This is a genomic window from Amycolatopsis sp. NPDC059021, assembly GCF_042739895.1.
Taxonomy (GTDB): domain Bacteria; phylum Actinomycetota; class Actinomycetes; order Mycobacteriales; family Pseudonocardiaceae; genus Amycolatopsis.
Genome location: NZ_JBHYIQ010000130.1, coordinates 8,478 through 24,228, shown reverse-complemented (window position 1 = coordinate 24,228; position 15,751 = coordinate 8,478). Strand labels below are relative to the sequence as shown.

The following is a 15,751-nucleotide window of genomic DNA, read 5'->3' as shown; positions in this document are numbered from 1 at the left end:
CTGCCGCGGGGGGGGGCGTCGCCCGCGGGCGCGCCCGCCGCCCCCCCCCCCACCGCCCCGGCACCTCCCGACGAGGCCGCCACCTCACTGAGGCGTGCGCGGACGTTTGGCGGCGCAGCGGTTCTTCTCGATCCGCTTCATGTTCTGGTAGCCCCAGTCGCCGAGCGGCCCCAGCGCCGCGTTGAGCGACTGGCCCAGCGGCGTCAGCGAGTACTCGACCTTCGGCGGGATTTCGTGGAACACCTCGCGGTGCACGATCTCGTCGGATTCGAGTTCACGCAGCGACTGGATGAGCATCTTTTCGCTGATGCCCTCGATCTCCCGCTTCACTTCGCCGAACCGCCGCGGCCCTGCGTCCAGTGCCCAGAGGATCAGCACCTTCCACTTGCCGCCGATGACGTCGACCGCCGCGTCGAGACCGCAGAGGTACCTTTCCGCCGACCGCATCCCGGATCTCCTTGCCGCGCTTGATGGTTACCTTTTGGTGGGTACCTGACTTTAAAGTGGGTACTTGTCGATAGTAAAGCGCGCAAGCAGCATTGCGGACATGCGAGAGAACACAGGGGAGACCAAACAAGCGGTCACCGTCATCGGCCTCGGCCCCATGGGCAGGGCGATGGTGGGCGCCTTCCTCGGCCACGGCCATCCGGTGACCGTCTGGAACCGTACCGCGAGCAAGGCCGACGAGCTGGTGGCCAAGGGTGCCACCAGGGCGGCCACGATCGGTGAGGCGCTGGGCGCCGCCGAACTGGTCGTGCTCAGCCTGACCGACTACGACGTGGTGTACGCACTTCTCGAACCGGCCTCGGAAGCCTTGTCCGGCAAGGTGATCGCGAACCTCACGTCCGAGACCCCGGCGAAGGCCAGGGCCGCCGCGGCGTGGTTCGCCGAACGCGGTGCCCGGCAGCTGACGGGCGGGGTGATGGCATCGGCGCTGGACATCGGCAGCGGCGAAGCGTCCACTTTCTACAGTGGACCCCGGGACGCCTTCGAGGCGCATCGGGACACGCTCGCCGTGCTCACCGGAACCGACTACCGCGGCGAGGATCCCGGCCTGGGGGCGTTGTACTACCAGCTGCAGATGAGCCTTTTCTGGCCGGCGGCGCTCGCCTACGTGCACACGCTGTCGGTGGCGCGTGCCCACGGCATCACCGCCGCCGAGTTCGCGCCGTACGTCTCGCCCACCTTGACGTCCGTCGCGACGGGGATCGGCTTCTACACGGAGAAGATCGACGCGGGCGAGTACTCCGGCGAATTCGAACGGCTCGCCATGGGAGAGGCGAGCGTGGACCACGTCGTGCGCACGGCCGAGGAGGCGGGGGTCGATTCCTCGCTGCCTTCGGCCGTGCGGGACGTGTTCCGCCGCGGAGTGGCGGCGGGCCATGGGGACGACAGCTTCACCAGCCTCATCGAGGTGTTCGCGAAGGCTTAGCGCGCCCGGAGATGCGCCCGGAGATGCGCCCGGAGGCCGGTGACTCCGGGCGCGTGCTCCGGCTTCAGGACGAGATCCTCGTCGTAGTCACCGCTTCGCTGCGCGCGGAACGGCAGTGGCTCGGTGCAGTCCAGCGTCTTGAGCCGGTCGCGCAGTTCGGCGACGGCTTGTGCGTAGTGGTCGTCGGAAACCCGGTTCGCGCCGTACACGGCCAGCGGCGGCAGCACGGACATTCCGGTGTACCACAGGGCTCCGTGCTGCAGGCCGAACAACAGCTCGTCGAGATCGCCGTTGACCCCGCGCGGTCCGAAGGTCGCTTCGGGGCCTCCGGCGGTGACGAGCACCATCGCGCGCTTGCCTTCGAGCACGCCTTCGCCGTAACGCCGGACATGACCGTCGGCGGCGCGGGTTCCGTAGCCGAAGCCCTTGACGAAAACGCGGTCGAACCAGCCCTTGAGAATCGCGGGCATTCCGTACCACCACAGCGGGAACTGGATGATCACCGTGTCGGCCCAGTGTAGTTTTTCTTGCTCCGCAACGATGTCCGCGCTCAGCGTCTGTTCCGTGAAAGCCTGTTCCGAGCGAGGGCCGACGAAGAAACGCTCGTCGGGATCGGCGGCGTAGTCCGCGCGGTCGACGACGGGATTCCAGTTCATGGCGTACAGATCGGACTCGCGGACCTCGTGGCCGAGCGCGCGCAGCGTGTCGATGCCTTCGTCGCGCAGCGCGCCGTTCAGCGATCGTGGTTCGGGATGAGCGGAGATCCACAAGACGTTCATAACCTCATGGTCGACGCGGTGGCAGGGTCGTGACAGTGGCCCGATGGCCATCATGTGTAAGAATCGAGCCATGGCCGTTTTCACTCATCCCGGACGGCATCGCGTCGCGGTGCTGGTCCGGCAGGGCATGCTCGTGATGGAGCTCGGCATCGTGCACCGGCTGTTCCGCCAGGCCAAATCCGCCGACGGCGAACCGCTGTACGAGGTCGTCACCTGTACGCCCGAGCCGGGCCAGGTCCGCACCGACTCGGACATCACGATCACCGTCGACCAGGGCCCGGAGGTGCTGGCCGAGGTGGACACGGTGATCATCCCGGCCTCGCGGGTCGAGTACGAACCGGACGCGCACGCGCTCACCCCGCCCGTCGAGCGCGCGCTCGCACTGATCCGGCCCGGCACCCGGATCGCGTCGATCTGCACCGGCGCGTTCGTCCTGGCCGCCGCCGGACTGCTCGACGGCCGCCGCGCGACGACACACTGGCGTTCGGCGTGCGAGTTCCAGGAACGCTTCCCTCAGGTCAAGGTCAACGCCGACGTGCTTTACACCGACGACGGGAACGTGCTGACGTCGGCGGGTGTGGCGTCGGGCATCGACCTGTGCCTGCACATGATCCGCTGCGACCACGGGGCTGCCGTCGCCAACGACGTCGCTCGCGGCACGGTGGTTTCCCCGCACCGCGATGGCGGGCAGGCGCAGTTCATCGTGCGCCCGGTGCCGGAGACCCAGAGTTCGTCGACCGCCGCCGCGCGGGCGTGGGCGTTGGAAAATCTGCACCGGCCGCTGACGTTGCGCGAACTGGCGGCGCGGGAGTCGATGAGCACCCGGACGTTCACCCGGCGCTTCCGCGAAGAGGTCGGGATGTCGGCGGTGCAGTGGCTGACCCAGCAACGCGTCGAACGCGCGCGGCAGCTGCTGGAGGAATCGGATCTGCCGATCGATCGGGTCGCTGAGGAGGCCGGTTTCGGGACGGCGGCGTCACTGCGGCAGCACTTGCAGTCCGCGCTTGGGGTGTCTCCGAGTGCGTACCGGACGACGTTCCGCAGCGCGGTCTGAGCAGGGGAGGATGCTGCGAAGTGAAGGAAAACCTCGCAGTGCGGCGCTAAAGTGGCTGGTCAAGAAGTGCGCTCCCCGCCCACGCGGGGCTGACCCCGACGCCCTGCTCCGCCTGCTCACCCACCACCAGTGCTCCCCGCCCATGCGGGGCTGATCCCGCTGCCCCCAGCGTAGCGCTCACCCTGAGCCAGTGTTCCCCGCTTGCGCGGGGTTGGTCCGCAGGACAGGCGGACACGTGCAGGCGCGTCACGGTGTTCCTCGCTCGCGCGGGGCTGATCCCGCCGAACTCGCCTGCGAGATCGCCACGATGCAGTGCTCCCCGCCCACGCGGGGCTGATTCCTCGAACCGCGTGTAGTCGGTGACCGGATGGCCGTGCTCCCCGCATTTGCGGGGCCGCGTGACTATCGCGGACATAGCTCTTCGCTGAGCGCGAACAGGGCGGTGATCGGTACGGCTATCGGGCCGGTCTTTCGGGCAACAACGGGACAGCGGTCCCATGCGCCCGGGACACCTGACCCGGCAGGGTGATGGAGCGGCGGGTGGGACCACCGCAGTAGTTCGAGGGGAATGGGAAACGATGTTCGAACCGAACCGCACACCCGTGGTCGTACGCGCCACCGATCCGATCCTGCACAACGGCGTCTGCATGGCGCTGCGTTCCCGCGACGACGTCTGGGTGGTGGACGGGGAATCCGCCGAACCGAGCATGGTCGCGCTGCTGGTCGCCGATCGTCTCGACGACGGTATGACCCAGCTGCTGTCCGCGTTGCACTGCCAGGGATTCACCCGCATCGTGCTGGTCGCGGGGGAAGTCGACGACAACGAGATCCTCAGCGCCGTCGAGCACGGGGTCTGCGCGGTCGCCCGCCGCGCCGAGGCCGGGCCCGACGTGCTGGTGCGGCTGATCAAGGCCGCGGCGGCGGGGGAGGGCGCGCTGCCGCCCGATCTGCTCGGCAGGCTGCTGCACCGGGTTTCCCGGCTGCAGCGCCAGGTTCTGCAACCGCGTGGGTTGCACCTCGGCGGGATGAGCAACCGGGAGACCGAGGTGCTCAAGCTCGTCGCTTCCGGGTTTTCGACCCAGGAGATCGCTGATCAGCTGTGCTATTCGCAGCGGACGGTGAAGAGCATCCTGCACGACGTCACCAACCGGTTCCAGCTGCGCAACCGGTCGCACGCGGTGGCCTACGCGCTCCGGGAAGGGCTGATCTAGGCCATGATCACCCAGGTCGACGCGGCGTTGTGCCGGCTCATCCGGCCCCATCTGCCCGAGGGGACGGAAATCCGGCTGGACCCGCCGAAACCGGCCTGGCAGTCCGAAAACCGGGTGCGGAGCGTGGAGTTGTTCCTCTTCGCCCTGCACGCCGCGGCCGCGGAAGAAACGCCCGCGAGGGGAGTGGCGCGGGACGGGGGTCGTAACGCCGGTGCCGGGGGTACCGGCGTTACGCGCCCCGCGCGCCGCTGCACACTGTCCTATTTGGTCACCGCGCGGGCGGGCCGGGTCCACGAGGAACACACCCTGCTCGACGCCGCGTTGTACGCCGTGGTCGAGTCGGGCCTGCTGCCCGCCGACGTCGAGGAGGGTGGTCTGCCGGTGAGCCTTTCCCTCGCCGGCACCGATCCGACGGGCCTGTGGCCCAGCCTCGGCATCCCCGCCCGCGCCGGCTTCGTCGTCAGCGTGACCGCCGGGGTCACCGCTCCGAAGCGATGATCAGCGCGGCACGCGTTCGGCGGGCCAGCGCACTTCGCCGACGTCTCCCGGGCGCGGGATCTTAAGGAACAGGCTGAACACCGCGGGCCGTTTGCTGGACAGTTCGAGCCTGCCGCCGTCGGCCTCGACGAGCGCCCTGGCCAGCGCCAGCCCGACACCGGTCGAGCCGCCGCCGGAGAATCCGCGTTCGAAGATGTGCGGGGCGAGTTCGTCGGGGACGCCGGAACCGGTGTCGGCGACTTCGATGACGACCGTGCCATCGGCGTCGCCTCGCCGCGCTGTAAGAGAAACCGTGCCCGCGCCGTGTTGCAGCGCGTTGTCCAGCAGGACGCCGATGACCTCGCGCAGCCGCGCGGGAGTGACCCGCACGGTGAGCCCGTCGGCGATCTTCAGCCGGATGTTCCGGCCTTCGGCGCGAAGCAGCTGACGCCACTCCTGGCACATCTCGGGCAGGGCGTCGGACAGCTCGACCGGTTCCGCGCCGACTTCGCGGGCGGCGCGCGCTGCGGCGAGCAGTTCGTCGAGTGCCTCCGCGAGCCGGTCGGCTTGTTCCTGCGCGGCCTTGGATTCGTCGGCGACCTCGGCGTCGGGATGCAGGGTGAGGGGTTCCAGCCGCAGTTGCAGGGCGGTGAGCCTGCTGCGCAGCTGATGCGAGACGTCGCCGACGAGCTGGCGTTCCCGCTGCACGAGCTGGGCCAGCGCGGTGCCGGAAGCGTCGAGTGCCTCGGCGACCATGTCGAGTTCGCCGACGCCGTAGCGGCTGGGATCGGGCCGGAAGTCGCCACCGCCGAGTTTGGACGCGCGTTCGGCGACGTGCCGCAGCGGCCGCGCGAGCCGGCGCGCGGTCACGGTGGCGACCACGGCGCCGGTGCCCACCGAAAGCACGACGAGGAGCACGACGAGCAGGGTCACCTGGGTCTGGCGGGCGCGCATCGGCCCGGACGGGATGGACAGTACGACCGTGCCTTCCCGGGCGATCGGGACGCTTTCGGTGAGCGGATCCGGCCCCGGCGAGGTGCCGTAGCGTTTCTCGATCAGCCCGTTCGCGCGCACGGTGAGCAGGCCGTTCGCCTGCACCGCCGCCCGGACCTGGTCGAGGTCGATCTCCTGCCCGTTGGCCAGCTCGTTGTCCAGGATGGCGGCGACCTGCCGGGCCGACCCGGCGAGGTTCTCCCGGTAGAAGTTCTCCACCAGCCGCCACGCGGTGATCCCGAGCGGGATGCCCAGCACCGCCGCGGTGACCGTGACGGCGAGGAGGATCGCCAGCAGGATCCGGCGGCGCATGGTCATGCGATGGACTCGCTCCGCGAGGCTGCGTTCAATCCTTTTTGGCGCATGATGTCCATGATTCGCTCGCAAGCATCGCTCATGAGCGCAGGCTATTCGGTGTTGAACCGGAAGCCGACACCCCGGACGGTGGCGATCCGGCGTTCGCCGTCGCCCGAATGCACCGACGACGCCTTCGCGGGCCGCCCGGCCGCCTCCTCGGCGGCGATCGCCAGCTTCCGGCGCAGCCAGGACATGTGCATGTCGAGCGTTTTCGACGTCTTCGATTCGAGGTCGTTCCAGACCTCGGCGAGGATCTCGTCGCGGCTGACGACCTGGCCCGCGCGGCTCATCAGGACCCGCAGCAGCTCGAACTCCTTGTTCGCCAGCTGGACCTCGCGCAGGTCGACGGTGACCAGCCGGGCGCCGAGATCCATCCGCACGCCTGCCGCCTCCAGCACCTCCGGCGCGCGGCGGCGCAGCAGCGCGCGGATGCGGGCGAGCAGTTCGGCGAGCCGGAACGGCTTGGCGACGTAGTCGTCGGCACCGGCGTCGAGACCGACGACGAAGTCGACCTCGTCGGTGCGCGCGGTAAGCATCAGCACCGGCATCTCGGTGCCGCTCGCGCGGAGTCTGCGGCACACCTCGAGGCCGTCCATCGAGGGCAGCCCGAGATCGAGGACGAGCAGGTCGACGCGGTCGGCACTGGTGGCGTCGAGGACGGACGGCCCGTCGGTGACCACCTTGACCTCGTAGCCTTCGCGTTCGAGCGCCCGGGACAGCGGTTCGGCGATGGCGGGGTCGTCTTCGGCAAGTAGGACCATGCTCACCTGGTCAACTTTACGACCGTTAGCCGTGAAACCATCGTGACCGTGCCTGGATACCGTCATGATCTTGACCTCGCCACCCGGCTGGCCGACGCGGCCGACACCATCACGACCGCCCGGTTCCGGGCGCTGGACCTCGCCGTCGAGCGGAAACCGGACCGCACGCCGGTCACCGACGCGGACACCGCCGTCGAGGACGCGATCAGGGAGATCCTGAGCGCGGAACGGCCCGGCGACGACGTCGCGGGCGAGGAACGCGGCGGCACCGCGGGCGCCACCGGCCGGGCCTGGGTACTCGACCCGATCGACGGAACCAAGAACTTCCTGCGCGGGGTACCCGTCTGGGCGACCCTCATCGCCCTGGTGGAGGACGGCTCACCCGTGGTGGGGATGATCAGCGCCCCGCTGCTCGGCCGCCGCTGGTGGGCCGCGCTCGGCGAAGGCGCCTGGCTGCGCGACGCCGCGGGGGAGCGGCGGCTCTCGGTGTCGGCGGTGTCGTCGCTCGAGGACGCGTACGTGTCCACCACCGACCTCGGCTCGTGGACCGAGTACCACTCGCGCGAGCGCTACCTGCAGTTCGTCGACGCGTGCTGGGAGAGCCGGGCGTTCGGCGACTTCTGGCAGCACTGCCTCGTCGCGGAGGGCGCGCTGGACGTCGCCGCGGAGTGCATCGTGAACCCGTGGGACGTCGCCGCGGCGCAGATCATCGTGACCGAGGCGGGCGGGCGGTTCACCGACCTCTCGGGGGAGCCGCGCTACGACACCGGGAGCGCGCTCTCCACCAACGGCCTCGTCCACGACGCCGCCCTCTCCCACCTACGCCGCTGACGTTCCGTGGGGGCCTCCTTGAGGGACTCTGGGTCCCTCAAGGAGGCCCCCACGGACCTTCGAAGGGGGAGCAAGGGACCTTTGCTATCGCTTGCCGGGCGGACCGGGGCGGGGTCAGCTGGGCAGGAGGCCGACGGCGCCGCGGGCGACCTGCGCCCAGGCGAGACGGCCGAACAGGTAGTGGCACGCGACCTGTTCGCTGCTGAACCGCGCCCAGTCGTACCGGTTGCCCTGCTCGCGCCAGAACACCTCCCACGAGGCCCCGGCCGCGTCGTCGTCCGTCCGCAGGACACACCAGGCGTTGTCGGCCTCGGCCCCGATCGACACCACCTCGGGCGGCACACCCAGCGCGTCGAGCCAGCGCACGATCGACTGCGTGTTCATCGCGTTTCCCCCGTGATGTCGGCCAGGAATCCCAAGGTGACCAGCTCGTCAGCGCTCAGCACGGCACGCAGCCGCGTCCCGCCGCCCGGCTGCCCGAACCATTCCGCCGACACCGAACGCCACATCGGCACCGGGCGCGTCACGCGGTAACGCCGATACCCGGCCTCCAGCGCCGACGGCGGCAGCGAACGCCGCGCGAAGGGCGTGCCGTCGACGGCGAAGACGCGGCCCTCGGCGCCGCCGAAGCGGTCGAGCAGCGCGCCTTCCGGCAGGAGGACGGGCTCGGCCGCGTCGAGGCCGCCGTCGGGGAACAACGCGCCGGGCGGCCAGCCCTGGTCCTCGACGCCGGTGGCCGGTTCGTAGTCCTCGGACAGCTCCGGGGGCGGCGCGACCGAGGGCACCGTGGCCGAACGACGGAAACCGGCACGGACGTTCTCGTACGCCGAGGCGTCGTCGAGCAGCGCGGCGTCCGGGTGCTCGAACGGTCCGGCCGCGACGGCGTCGCCGGGCAGCGGCAGTTGCCGGGCGGGCCGGTCGGTGGCGACCGGCAGGTGGCCGATCGGGAACATGTGCACGAGGAAGAGCGCGACGACGCTCTCCCGTTCGGTTCGCGGCGCCCCCAGCGGCGGCTTGCCGGGCGGAGCCGCCGACGGCGGAACGACAGGGGGCGGAACGGGCGGCGGGGAGACCGGCGGGGCCACCGGGGCCACCGGGGCCACCACCGCCGACGGCCACGGCGCGGGCGCGCCGAATCCGGACGGCGGCGTGGGCACCTCGTCGAAACCCCGCGAGTCGAGCAGGCCGCCGTACTGCGACGGCAACTGGACCGGGCCGGTCTCCACCTCGGTGTCGCCCGGTTCGGGCTGCGACGGCACGTCGGCCACGGCACCCCCTCCGGCTCGGTCCTCCCGCCGTCGGTCAGACGGGCGGTATCACGTTCGACGCATCTTGCACCCACCCGGTTCCGTCCGCAGCGGACATTTCCCCGAACGAGGGAGGAGTCACTCGATCGTTGGCGCCGTAACCCCCATCCGGGCGGTCACGGTCCGTCCGCCGCGGGTCACTTCGCCAGCGCGTTGACCACCCGGGACGGACTCGGCCTGCCGAGCTTCCCTGCCATCCAGACGCTGGTCTCGACGAGCGCGTCCAGGTTCGCGCCGTGCTCGATGCCCAGCCCGTCGAGCAACCACACGAGATCCTCGGTGGCGAGGTTCCCGGTCGCCGACTCCGCGTACGGGCAGCCGCCGAGCCCGCCCGCCGAGGAATCCACAGTGGACACTCCACAGTGGAGCGCGGCGAGGGTGTTCGACAGGGCCTGGCCGTAGGTGTCGTGGAAGTGCACCGCGAGAGCGCCGACATCGGCACCGGCTTCGCGATAGCCCGAGATCAGCGCTTCGACCTGTCCCGGGGTGGCGACGCCGATCGTGTCGCCCAGCGAGAGCTGGGAGCAGCCGAGGTCGAGCAATCGCTTGCCTGCCTTGACGACCTGCTCCGCCGGAACCGGGCCTTCCCACGGGTCGCCGAAGCACATCGACAGGTACCCGCGCACGTCCAGTCCTTCGGCACGGGCGCGGGTGACGACCGGCTCGAACATCGCGAACTGTTCGTCCACAGTGGAATTGAGGTTGCGCTGCGCGAACGTCTCGGTGGCGCTGGCGAAGATCGCGATGTGCGCGACACCGGCGTCCAGCGCGCGGTTCAGGCCGCGCTCGTTCGGCACCAGCACGGGATAACGGACGCCCTCGCGGCGATCGAGGCCCGCGAGCAACTGCTCCGCGTCGGCCAGCTGCGGGACCCACTTCGGGTGCACGAAGCTGGTCGCCTCGAGTGTGGTGAGCCCGGCGGCGGCGAGCCGGTCGAGGAACTCCAGCTTCACCTCGACCGGGACGACCGCCCTCTCGTTCTGCAGCCCGTCCCGGGGCCCGACCTCCCAGATGGTCACCCGCTCCGGCAGTCCCGAGGCCGACGGGACGACGTCCGGCAGTCCTGCTTCGCGCGCGCCCATCAGGCCCTCCGGTTCCCGCGCCGCGGGTGGCTCTGCGGCGGCAGGGGCTCGGTGTCCTGCGGCCCCGCCTCGCGGTAGTCGTCGTACGGGTTGTCGTTGACCTCGCGGTAGATCACCGTGTGCACGTGCTCGACCCGCGGGATGTCGTCGAAGCGCAGCGGCTCGTGCGAGGCCGACTCGATGATGAGCGTGCCGCAGCCGAAGATCCGGTCGGTGAGCCCGTGTTCGAACTGCACGCTGTTGATCCGCGACATCGGGATGTCGATCCCGGTGCGCTTGAGTACGCCCTCGCGCGCGATCAGCCGGTCGGTGGTGACGATGAAGTGCGTCGTGCGCCAGCGCACGAGCGGGGTCAGGAAGAGCCACACCACCAGCACGAGCGCCACGACGCCGAGCGCGATCAGCCCGACGGAGTTCCACGGCGACGACGCGTCCTTCGCCAGGATGGCGAGCCAGGTGCCGCCGCCGAGGACCACGAGCAGCGCGATGACGGGCCAGATCAGCATCTTGAAATGCGGGTGACTGTGCACTACGACGTGCTCTTGCTCGCTGAGCAAATCGTCCGGATAGGCCACGGCGGACGCTCCCAAGGTGTTATGCGGCGCTGGTGCCTTCACCGTACCGGCGGGACCCCCGCTCGCGACCGGGTGACGCGGCGTTTCCCTCAGGCGGGGCGAACGTGCACGACGTCACCCGCGAAGACGGTGTGCCTGCGCCCGTCGGCGACGTCGACCTGCAGTTGCCCGGCGGCGTCGACGTCGGCGGCCCGGCCGGACAGCGTGCTGCCGTCCGGCAGCTGGACCTCGACGTCCTGGCCGAGCGTGGCGCAGTGCTGCCGGTATTCGCCCAGCAGCCCGGCCTCGGTGAGGTCGCCCCCGGCGAGGCGCCAGCGGCGCTCCCGGTCGTCCAGTTCGGTGAGCAGCAACGCCGCGATCTCGCCGCGGTCGGTGCTGGTCGCCCCCTGTTCCGCCAGCGACGTGGCGGGCAGCCCGCCCGCACCGGCCGGGACGTTCTCGCCGAGTGGCAGCACGTTGAGCCCGATTCCGAGCACCACCGAGGCGTCGTCGCCGGCGACCGCGTCGGCGAGAATGCCCGCGCATTTCGCGCGCGAAGCCCCGGCGAGGACGTCGTTGGGCCACTTCAGCACCGCGTCCACGCCGAGCCGTTCGGCGACCGCGCGGACGGCGAGCCCGGCGACGATCGACAGCGAGCCCAGCGCCGTGAACGACACGCCGTGCGGCCGCAGCGCGACGCTGAGATACAGCCCGGACCCCTTCGGCGAGACCCAGGAACGGGCCCGCCTGCCGACCCCGGCGGTCTGTTCCTCGGCGAGCAGCACGGTCCGGTCGGCGGCGCCCTTCGCGACGGCTTCCCGCAGGTCGGCGTTGGTGGAGCCGGTGCTGGGCACGACCTCGACCGCGGCGTACCGGTCGCCGAGCCGGTCCCGCAGGAGCGCACCATCGATGGACGACATGCGCCCACAATATGAGAGTCCCCCTAACGCGCAAGCTGTCCGCTCGTTAGGCAGGAGTGGGCTCTTCTAACCTGGACGACGTGACGCCGCCCGAACCCGCGCCCGAAGCCGCTCCGAAACCGACTTCCTGGGCCCGTGGCGCGGCTCTGCGCGGGCTGGTCGCCCTGCCACTGGTGGCCGGGCTGGCCACCGCGGGCTGGTTGGTGACCCGTGGCGAGGACACCCCGGCAGCCGCGCCGCCGCCCGTCCCGGTGCCCGCGGCGAACGCCGGTGCGGCCGCGTCCGGCCCGTCCGTGCTCGAGGTGAGCGCGCCGGTCAAGGCGAAGGAGCCGAGCCAGGGCGGGGCGAGCGGCGGCCGGAACCCGCTCCAGGACTGGGCCGACAAACTGGCCGGACCGCTCGACATCCCGGCGAACGCGCTCATCGGCTACGCCAACGGCGAGCTCCAGTTGCGTTCCGAACAGCCGAGCTGCCATCTGTCGTGGGTGACGCTGGCCGGGGTCGGCGCGGCGAGCTCGAATCACGGCCGGACCGCGGATCCGCAGCACGGACCGCTCGGCCTGTCCCCGGCGCAGTGGAGCAAATACGGCGGTGGGACGCCCGGGATCGCGAAGCCCGTGGTGACCGACCCCGACGCGGCGTCGGTCGCGGCGGGCCGCGCGCTGTGTGCGGGCGGAGGCGACCTCGGTGGCGGCAACGGCTGGTGGAAGGCCGTCGCGAACTTCAAGAATCCCGGCGGCGGCAACGACACCGAGCTGTTCCGCCAGCGTGTACTCGGCAACGCCCAGCTGTACGCGACGCTTTCGCTCGACCCGGCGAAGTCCGGGACTCCGGCGGTGCGCGCGACCCGGTTCGCGCTCGGCCAGCTCGGCCTTCCCTACGTCTGGGGCGGCAACGGGCCCGAGGCGGGTTCCGCCGGGTTCGACTGCTCCGGGCTGACCAAGGCCGCCTACGACAGCGCGGGCGTCGCGTTGCCGCGGACGGCGCACACCCAGTACCTCGCGACCCAGCGCGTGCCGGGGGAGCCGACGCTCGGCGATCTCGTCTTCTACGGCAATCCCGCCGTCGACATCCACCACGTCGGCCTCTATCTCGGCAACGGCCTGATGATCAACGCGCCGACCGAGGGACAGGCGATCCAGATCCACACGTACCACACGCGGGGCGACGACTACGCCGGCGCGGGCCGGCCCGCCTAGAATTCCTGCCGGAGCAGGTTTTCATGGCTGATTACCCGGTAGCGACGGCTCGCACGCCGCGAAGGACGATGTCGAGAACGGCGTCGGACTCAGTGCGGGCGGCCTGTGGATCGGCGGCTCGGGCGATGTACAGCGCTGCGCCGTAGAGGCCCCCGAGCGCGACGTGTGCCAAGGGGTCGAGCGCGACATCCGGCAAGGCGGCGCTGTCCACCAGCGGGGTCAGCACGGTACGCAGCATCGGAAGTTCGACGCCTTCGAGACCGCCTTCCCACGAGTTCGCGGCTTGCACCGCCACGCTGTCGATGATCACGACCCGCCGGAACGCCGGCTGCAAGCAGGCGTCGAGGAACGCGGACAAGCCCGCCCGCACCGCGGCCCACGGCTCCTGTTCGGCCAGCGCCGCGGTCAGCACAGCTTCGGCGGTTTCGTCCAGCACCACGTCGTAGACCGCCTTGAACAGCGCGTCCTTGCCGCTGAAGTGGTGATAGAGCGCGCCCTTCGCGATACCGGCGCGCCGCACGATGTCGTCGATCGCGGTGGCTGCGTAGCCCTGCTCGACGAATCGCTCCCGTGCGATCCCGACCAGCAGCTCACGCGTGGCCTCCGCTTGCCGTTCCCGTAGCCGCTTGACACTCACCGGCGCGAGCATACAGACTGACTATCGGTCGGTGAACGACCGTCGGTCGGTTTGGGGGCTACGATGAACACACTTCCGCCCGGACAACGCCGTGTGGACGGATTTCCGCGCTTCGGAACACATCTGCACCGGCCGCCACCTCCCGTACCCGAGGACCCCGTTATCGCTCTGAGCGGTGCGGTGCGCGGACGCCCGGAGGTGCGGCTGGCGGAACTGTCCGACCTGCCCCGGCGTGAAATCGTCGCCGACTTCCATTGCGTAGCCGGCTGGACCGCGACCGGCCTGCGCTGGGAAGGCGTGCGCTTCGCCGACTTCTACCGCCGGTTCGTCGAACCCGTGCTGGAGCCGGACAGCACGGTCACTCACCTTGCGTTCGAAGGCCTCGACGAGGTCGCATCCGTGGTCGAGTTGCGGGACGCGCTCGCCGACGATGTCCTGCTGGCTGACCGGTTGAACGAACGACCTCTCGCCGGCGACCACGGTGCGCCGATACGGCTGATCTGCCCGGCGCAGTACGGCTACCTGAGCACCAAGCACCTTTGCCTCATCGAAGTGTGCTCGACGCTGCCGGTACACCGTCTTGGCACCGGCGTCCTCGACCGGCTGATCGAAGCGCATCCGCGGGCGCGCGTCTGGCACGAGGAACGCCACGCCCGCATCGCCGGACGGCTGGTCCGGCCGTTCTATCGCGCCCTCATCCGGCCGATCCGCTATCTCTGCTCGAAAGGAGCGCAGGACACATGAGAACCTCCGGCGACGCGCTGAAAGCCCGGCGATGGATCATCGACGACATCGTCCGCGACTTCGACGTCGAGGACGTCTGGGCCCTTCCCATCGAGGGCGGGCCAGACGACTTCGAGGCCGTCATCGACCTCATGCACTCCATCGACTTCCCCGGGGCGGCGCCGCTTCCGGTGCGCCTGCTGTGGGGCATTCGCGACCTGCTCGGCCGCATGTTCGGACTGGGGCGCATCTCGACATCGGCGGACGACGCGGGCGCCTGGCCGCCCGTGCCCGGCACCGGCGAGCGGTCGCTGATCGGCCGGGTGCCGGCGGAACTTCGCGACACGGCAACGGATTCTCGCCTCGCGGACAAGCCGTTCCGCCCGCTGTATCGCGCCGGCACCGAGCTCGCCGACGAGATATCCAACCGGACGATGTACGGCGTGATGCACCTGGCCTGGGTGGACCAGGGCGGCGGCCGGTACCAAGCCCACATGACCGTCTACGTCAAGCCACGCGGCGCCGTCGGCAAGGCGTACATGGCTTTCATCAAGCCGTTCCGCTACGCGATCATTTATCCGGCACTCATGCGGTATCTCGGCCGGTACTGGGCCGAACGACGCGGCGCACGCTAGCCGGGAGTGCGAAATTCACCGGCGGGCTCCTGTTCCGGTGCCCCGATCGCGTGGGTGACCGGGGTAGCGACGACCGCGTTGATCTGCGACGATGCTCTACCGTCACGAGCCCTACCGTCCTCAGCAAGGAGCATCCGGTGGCCTCCACATTGAACCCCTACCTCGGTTTCACCGACAACGCGCGCCAAGCGATGGAGTTCTACAAGAGCGTGTTCGGCGGCGACCTGACGTTGAACACTTTCGGCGACTTCGGCAATCAGGAAAACGCGGACAAGATCATGCACGCCCTGCTGAAAACGCCCAGCGGGTTCACGCTCATGGCCGCCGACACCGTGCCGGGCATGGAACGCGGTAGCGGCAGCAGCATTTCCGTGAGCGTGAGCGGGGACGATTCCGACGAACTGCGGGGATACTGGGAAAAACTCTCCGAGGGCGGCAATGTCGCCGTGCCGCTGGAAAAGCAGGCCTGGGGCGACGAATTCGGCATGTGCGTCGACCGGTTCGGCATCACCTGGATGGTCAACATCACCCAGGGCTGAAACGGCGAAGGTCCGTGAATGCCACATTGAGGTTTTCTTGCTAAGGGTGCTGGGGCCGTGTGTGTTGCCGGTTGTGTTGTAGGACGCCTGGGGTGCGCTGGCCTGGGGTGCGACAAGGGTGTCCCTGGGTGCGGTGGATGCACCCAGGGCGTCCCTCTGACTGGCCGCGCACGAACCGACACCCATCGCCCGATGTCGCGAACGCTCCGTTGTCGACGATGAACGTCCCGAACGGAGCGTTCGCGACACACACCCCGGGC

At 70.1% G+C, this 15,751-nt stretch carries 19 protein-coding genes; 9 read left to right on the top strand and 10 right to left on the bottom strand.

What is annotated here, in order from left to right; genetic code table 11:
• Nucleotides 1-84 precede the first annotated feature (84 nt).
• Nucleotides 85-447, bottom strand: coding sequence for a winged helix-turn-helix transcriptional regulator (locus ACFWX1_RS43290; RefSeq protein ID WP_378395719.1), 363 nt, complete (start codon nucleotides 445-447; stop codon nucleotides 85-87).
• Between the two features lie 100 nt (nucleotides 448-547).
• Between ACFWX1_RS43290 and ACFWX1_RS43285 the strand changes: the two genes are divergently transcribed.
• A complete protein-coding gene (locus ACFWX1_RS43285) occupies nucleotides 548-1,432 on the top strand; it encodes an NAD(P)-dependent oxidoreductase (RefSeq protein WP_378395718.1) in 885 nt (294 codons plus the stop codon).
• Here ACFWX1_RS43285 and ACFWX1_RS43280 read toward each other — a convergent pair.
• Entirely contained in the window at nucleotides 1,429-2,211 is a 783-nt protein-coding gene (locus tag ACFWX1_RS43280; protein WP_378395717.1) for an NAD(P)H-dependent oxidoreductase, read from the bottom strand. The two genes, ACFWX1_RS43285 and ACFWX1_RS43280, sit on opposite strands and share 4 nt — an antisense overlap.
• Before the next feature lie 70 nt (nucleotides 2,212-2,281).
• On the opposite strand from ACFWX1_RS43280, the gene ACFWX1_RS43275 reads away from it, so the two are divergent.
• From ACFWX1_RS43275 to ACFWX1_RS43265, 3 genes are all read left to right on the top strand, one after another.
• A complete protein-coding gene (locus ACFWX1_RS43275) occupies nucleotides 2,282-3,265 on the top strand; it encodes a GlxA family transcriptional regulator (RefSeq protein WP_378395716.1) in 984 nt (327 codons plus the stop codon).
• A 578-nt stretch (nucleotides 3,266-3,843) separates the two neighbouring features.
• Entirely contained in the window at nucleotides 3,844-4,476 is a 633-nt protein-coding gene (locus ACFWX1_RS43270) for a response regulator transcription factor (protein WP_378331723.1), read from the top strand.
• Nucleotides 4,477-4,479: 3 nt separating this feature from the next.
• Nucleotides 4,480-4,974, top strand: a complete 495-nt coding sequence (locus ACFWX1_RS43265) for a Pvc16 family protein (protein ID WP_378395715.1) — start codon at nucleotides 4,480-4,482, stop codon at nucleotides 4,972-4,974.
• Here the strand turns inward: ACFWX1_RS43265 and ACFWX1_RS43260 are convergent, their stop codons facing one another.
• The gene (locus ACFWX1_RS43260) at nucleotides 4,975-6,258 is read right to left on the bottom strand and encodes an ATP-binding protein (RefSeq protein ID WP_378395721.1); all 1,284 of its coding nucleotides are present in this window, start codon (nucleotides 6,256-6,258) and stop codon (nucleotides 4,975-4,977) included.
• A gap of 95 nt (nucleotides 6,259-6,353) precedes the next feature.
• Entirely contained in the window at nucleotides 6,354-7,064 is a 711-nt protein-coding gene (locus ACFWX1_RS43255; RefSeq protein WP_378395720.1) for a response regulator transcription factor, read from the bottom strand.
• Between the two features lie 42 nt (nucleotides 7,065-7,106).
• Between ACFWX1_RS43255 and hisN the strand changes: the two genes are divergently transcribed.
• Nucleotides 7,107-7,895, top strand: coding sequence for a histidinol-phosphatase (hisN, locus tag ACFWX1_RS43250; protein ID WP_378395714.1), 789 nt, complete (start codon nucleotides 7,107-7,109; stop codon nucleotides 7,893-7,895).
• Between the two features lie 114 nt (nucleotides 7,896-8,009).
• Here hisN and ACFWX1_RS43245 read toward each other — a convergent pair whose 3' ends face one another.
• The 5 genes from ACFWX1_RS43245 to ACFWX1_RS43225 all read right to left on the bottom strand — a co-directional run bounded on the left by ACFWX1_RS43245 (nucleotide 8,010) and on the right by ACFWX1_RS43225 (nucleotide 11,758).
• A complete protein-coding gene (locus ACFWX1_RS43245) occupies nucleotides 8,010-8,279 on the bottom strand; it encodes a hypothetical protein (protein ID WP_378331776.1) in 270 nt (89 codons plus the stop codon).
• Nucleotides 8,276-9,163 (bottom strand): TNT domain-containing protein, encoded by an 888-nt coding sequence (locus ACFWX1_RS43240; protein ID WP_378395712.1) that lies wholly within the window; start codon nucleotides 9,161-9,163, stop codon nucleotides 8,276-8,278. Before ACFWX1_RS43240 ends, ACFWX1_RS43245 begins: the two co-directional genes overlap by 4 nt.
• Nucleotides 9,164-9,339: 176 nt before the next feature.
• Nucleotides 9,340-10,284, bottom strand: a complete 945-nt coding sequence (locus ACFWX1_RS43235; RefSeq protein ID WP_378395711.1) for a hydroxymethylglutaryl-CoA lyase — start codon at nucleotides 10,282-10,284, stop codon at nucleotides 9,340-9,342.
• Nucleotides 10,284-10,859 (bottom strand): PH domain-containing protein, encoded by a 576-nt coding sequence (locus tag ACFWX1_RS43230; RefSeq protein ID WP_378395710.1) that lies wholly within the window; start codon nucleotides 10,857-10,859, stop codon nucleotides 10,284-10,286. The genes ACFWX1_RS43235 and ACFWX1_RS43230 overlap by 1 nt, the downstream gene beginning before the upstream one ends.
• Nucleotides 10,860-10,948: 89 nt before the next feature.
• The gene (locus ACFWX1_RS43225) at nucleotides 10,949-11,758 is read right to left on the bottom strand and encodes a biotin--[acetyl-CoA-carboxylase] ligase (RefSeq protein WP_378395708.1); all 810 of its coding nucleotides are present in this window, start codon (nucleotides 11,756-11,758) and stop codon (nucleotides 10,949-10,951) included.
• Nucleotides 11,759-11,838: 80 nt separating this feature from the next.
• Between ACFWX1_RS43225 and ACFWX1_RS43220 the strand changes: the two genes are divergently transcribed.
• Nucleotides 11,839-12,957 carry a C40 family peptidase gene (locus tag ACFWX1_RS43220; protein ID WP_378395707.1) on the top strand — a complete coding sequence of 373 codons (1,119 nt, stop codon included), beginning with the start codon at nucleotides 11,839-11,841 and terminating at the stop codon, nucleotides 12,955-12,957.
• 31 nt (nucleotides 12,958-12,988) lie between these two features.
• Here the strand turns inward: ACFWX1_RS43220 and ACFWX1_RS43215 are convergent, their stop codons facing one another.
• Entirely contained in the window at nucleotides 12,989-13,594 is a 606-nt protein-coding gene (locus tag ACFWX1_RS43215) for a TetR/AcrR family transcriptional regulator (protein ID WP_378395706.1), read from the bottom strand.
• Nucleotides 13,595-13,657: 63 nt separating this feature from the next.
• Here ACFWX1_RS43215 and ACFWX1_RS43210 point away from each other — a divergent pair, with 63 nt between their 5' ends.
• The 3 genes from ACFWX1_RS43210 to ACFWX1_RS43200 all read left to right on the top strand — a co-directional run bounded on the left by ACFWX1_RS43210 (nucleotide 13,658) and on the right by ACFWX1_RS43200 (nucleotide 15,491).
• The gene (locus tag ACFWX1_RS43210; RefSeq protein WP_378395705.1) at nucleotides 13,658-14,338 is read left to right on the top strand and encodes a molybdopterin-dependent oxidoreductase; all 681 of its coding nucleotides are present in this window, start codon (nucleotides 13,658-13,660) and stop codon (nucleotides 14,336-14,338) included.
• Nucleotides 14,335-14,952 carry a DUF2867 domain-containing protein gene (locus ACFWX1_RS43205; protein ID WP_378395704.1) on the top strand — a complete coding sequence of 206 codons (618 nt, stop codon included), beginning with the start codon at nucleotides 14,335-14,337 and terminating at the stop codon, nucleotides 14,950-14,952. The genes ACFWX1_RS43210 and ACFWX1_RS43205 overlap by 4 nt, the downstream gene beginning before the upstream one ends.
• A 137-nt stretch (nucleotides 14,953-15,089) precedes the next feature.
• Nucleotides 15,090-15,491 (top strand): VOC family protein, encoded by a 402-nt coding sequence (locus tag ACFWX1_RS43200; protein ID WP_378395703.1) that lies wholly within the window; start codon nucleotides 15,090-15,092, stop codon nucleotides 15,489-15,491.
• Nucleotides 15,492-15,751: the final 260 nt, after the last annotated feature.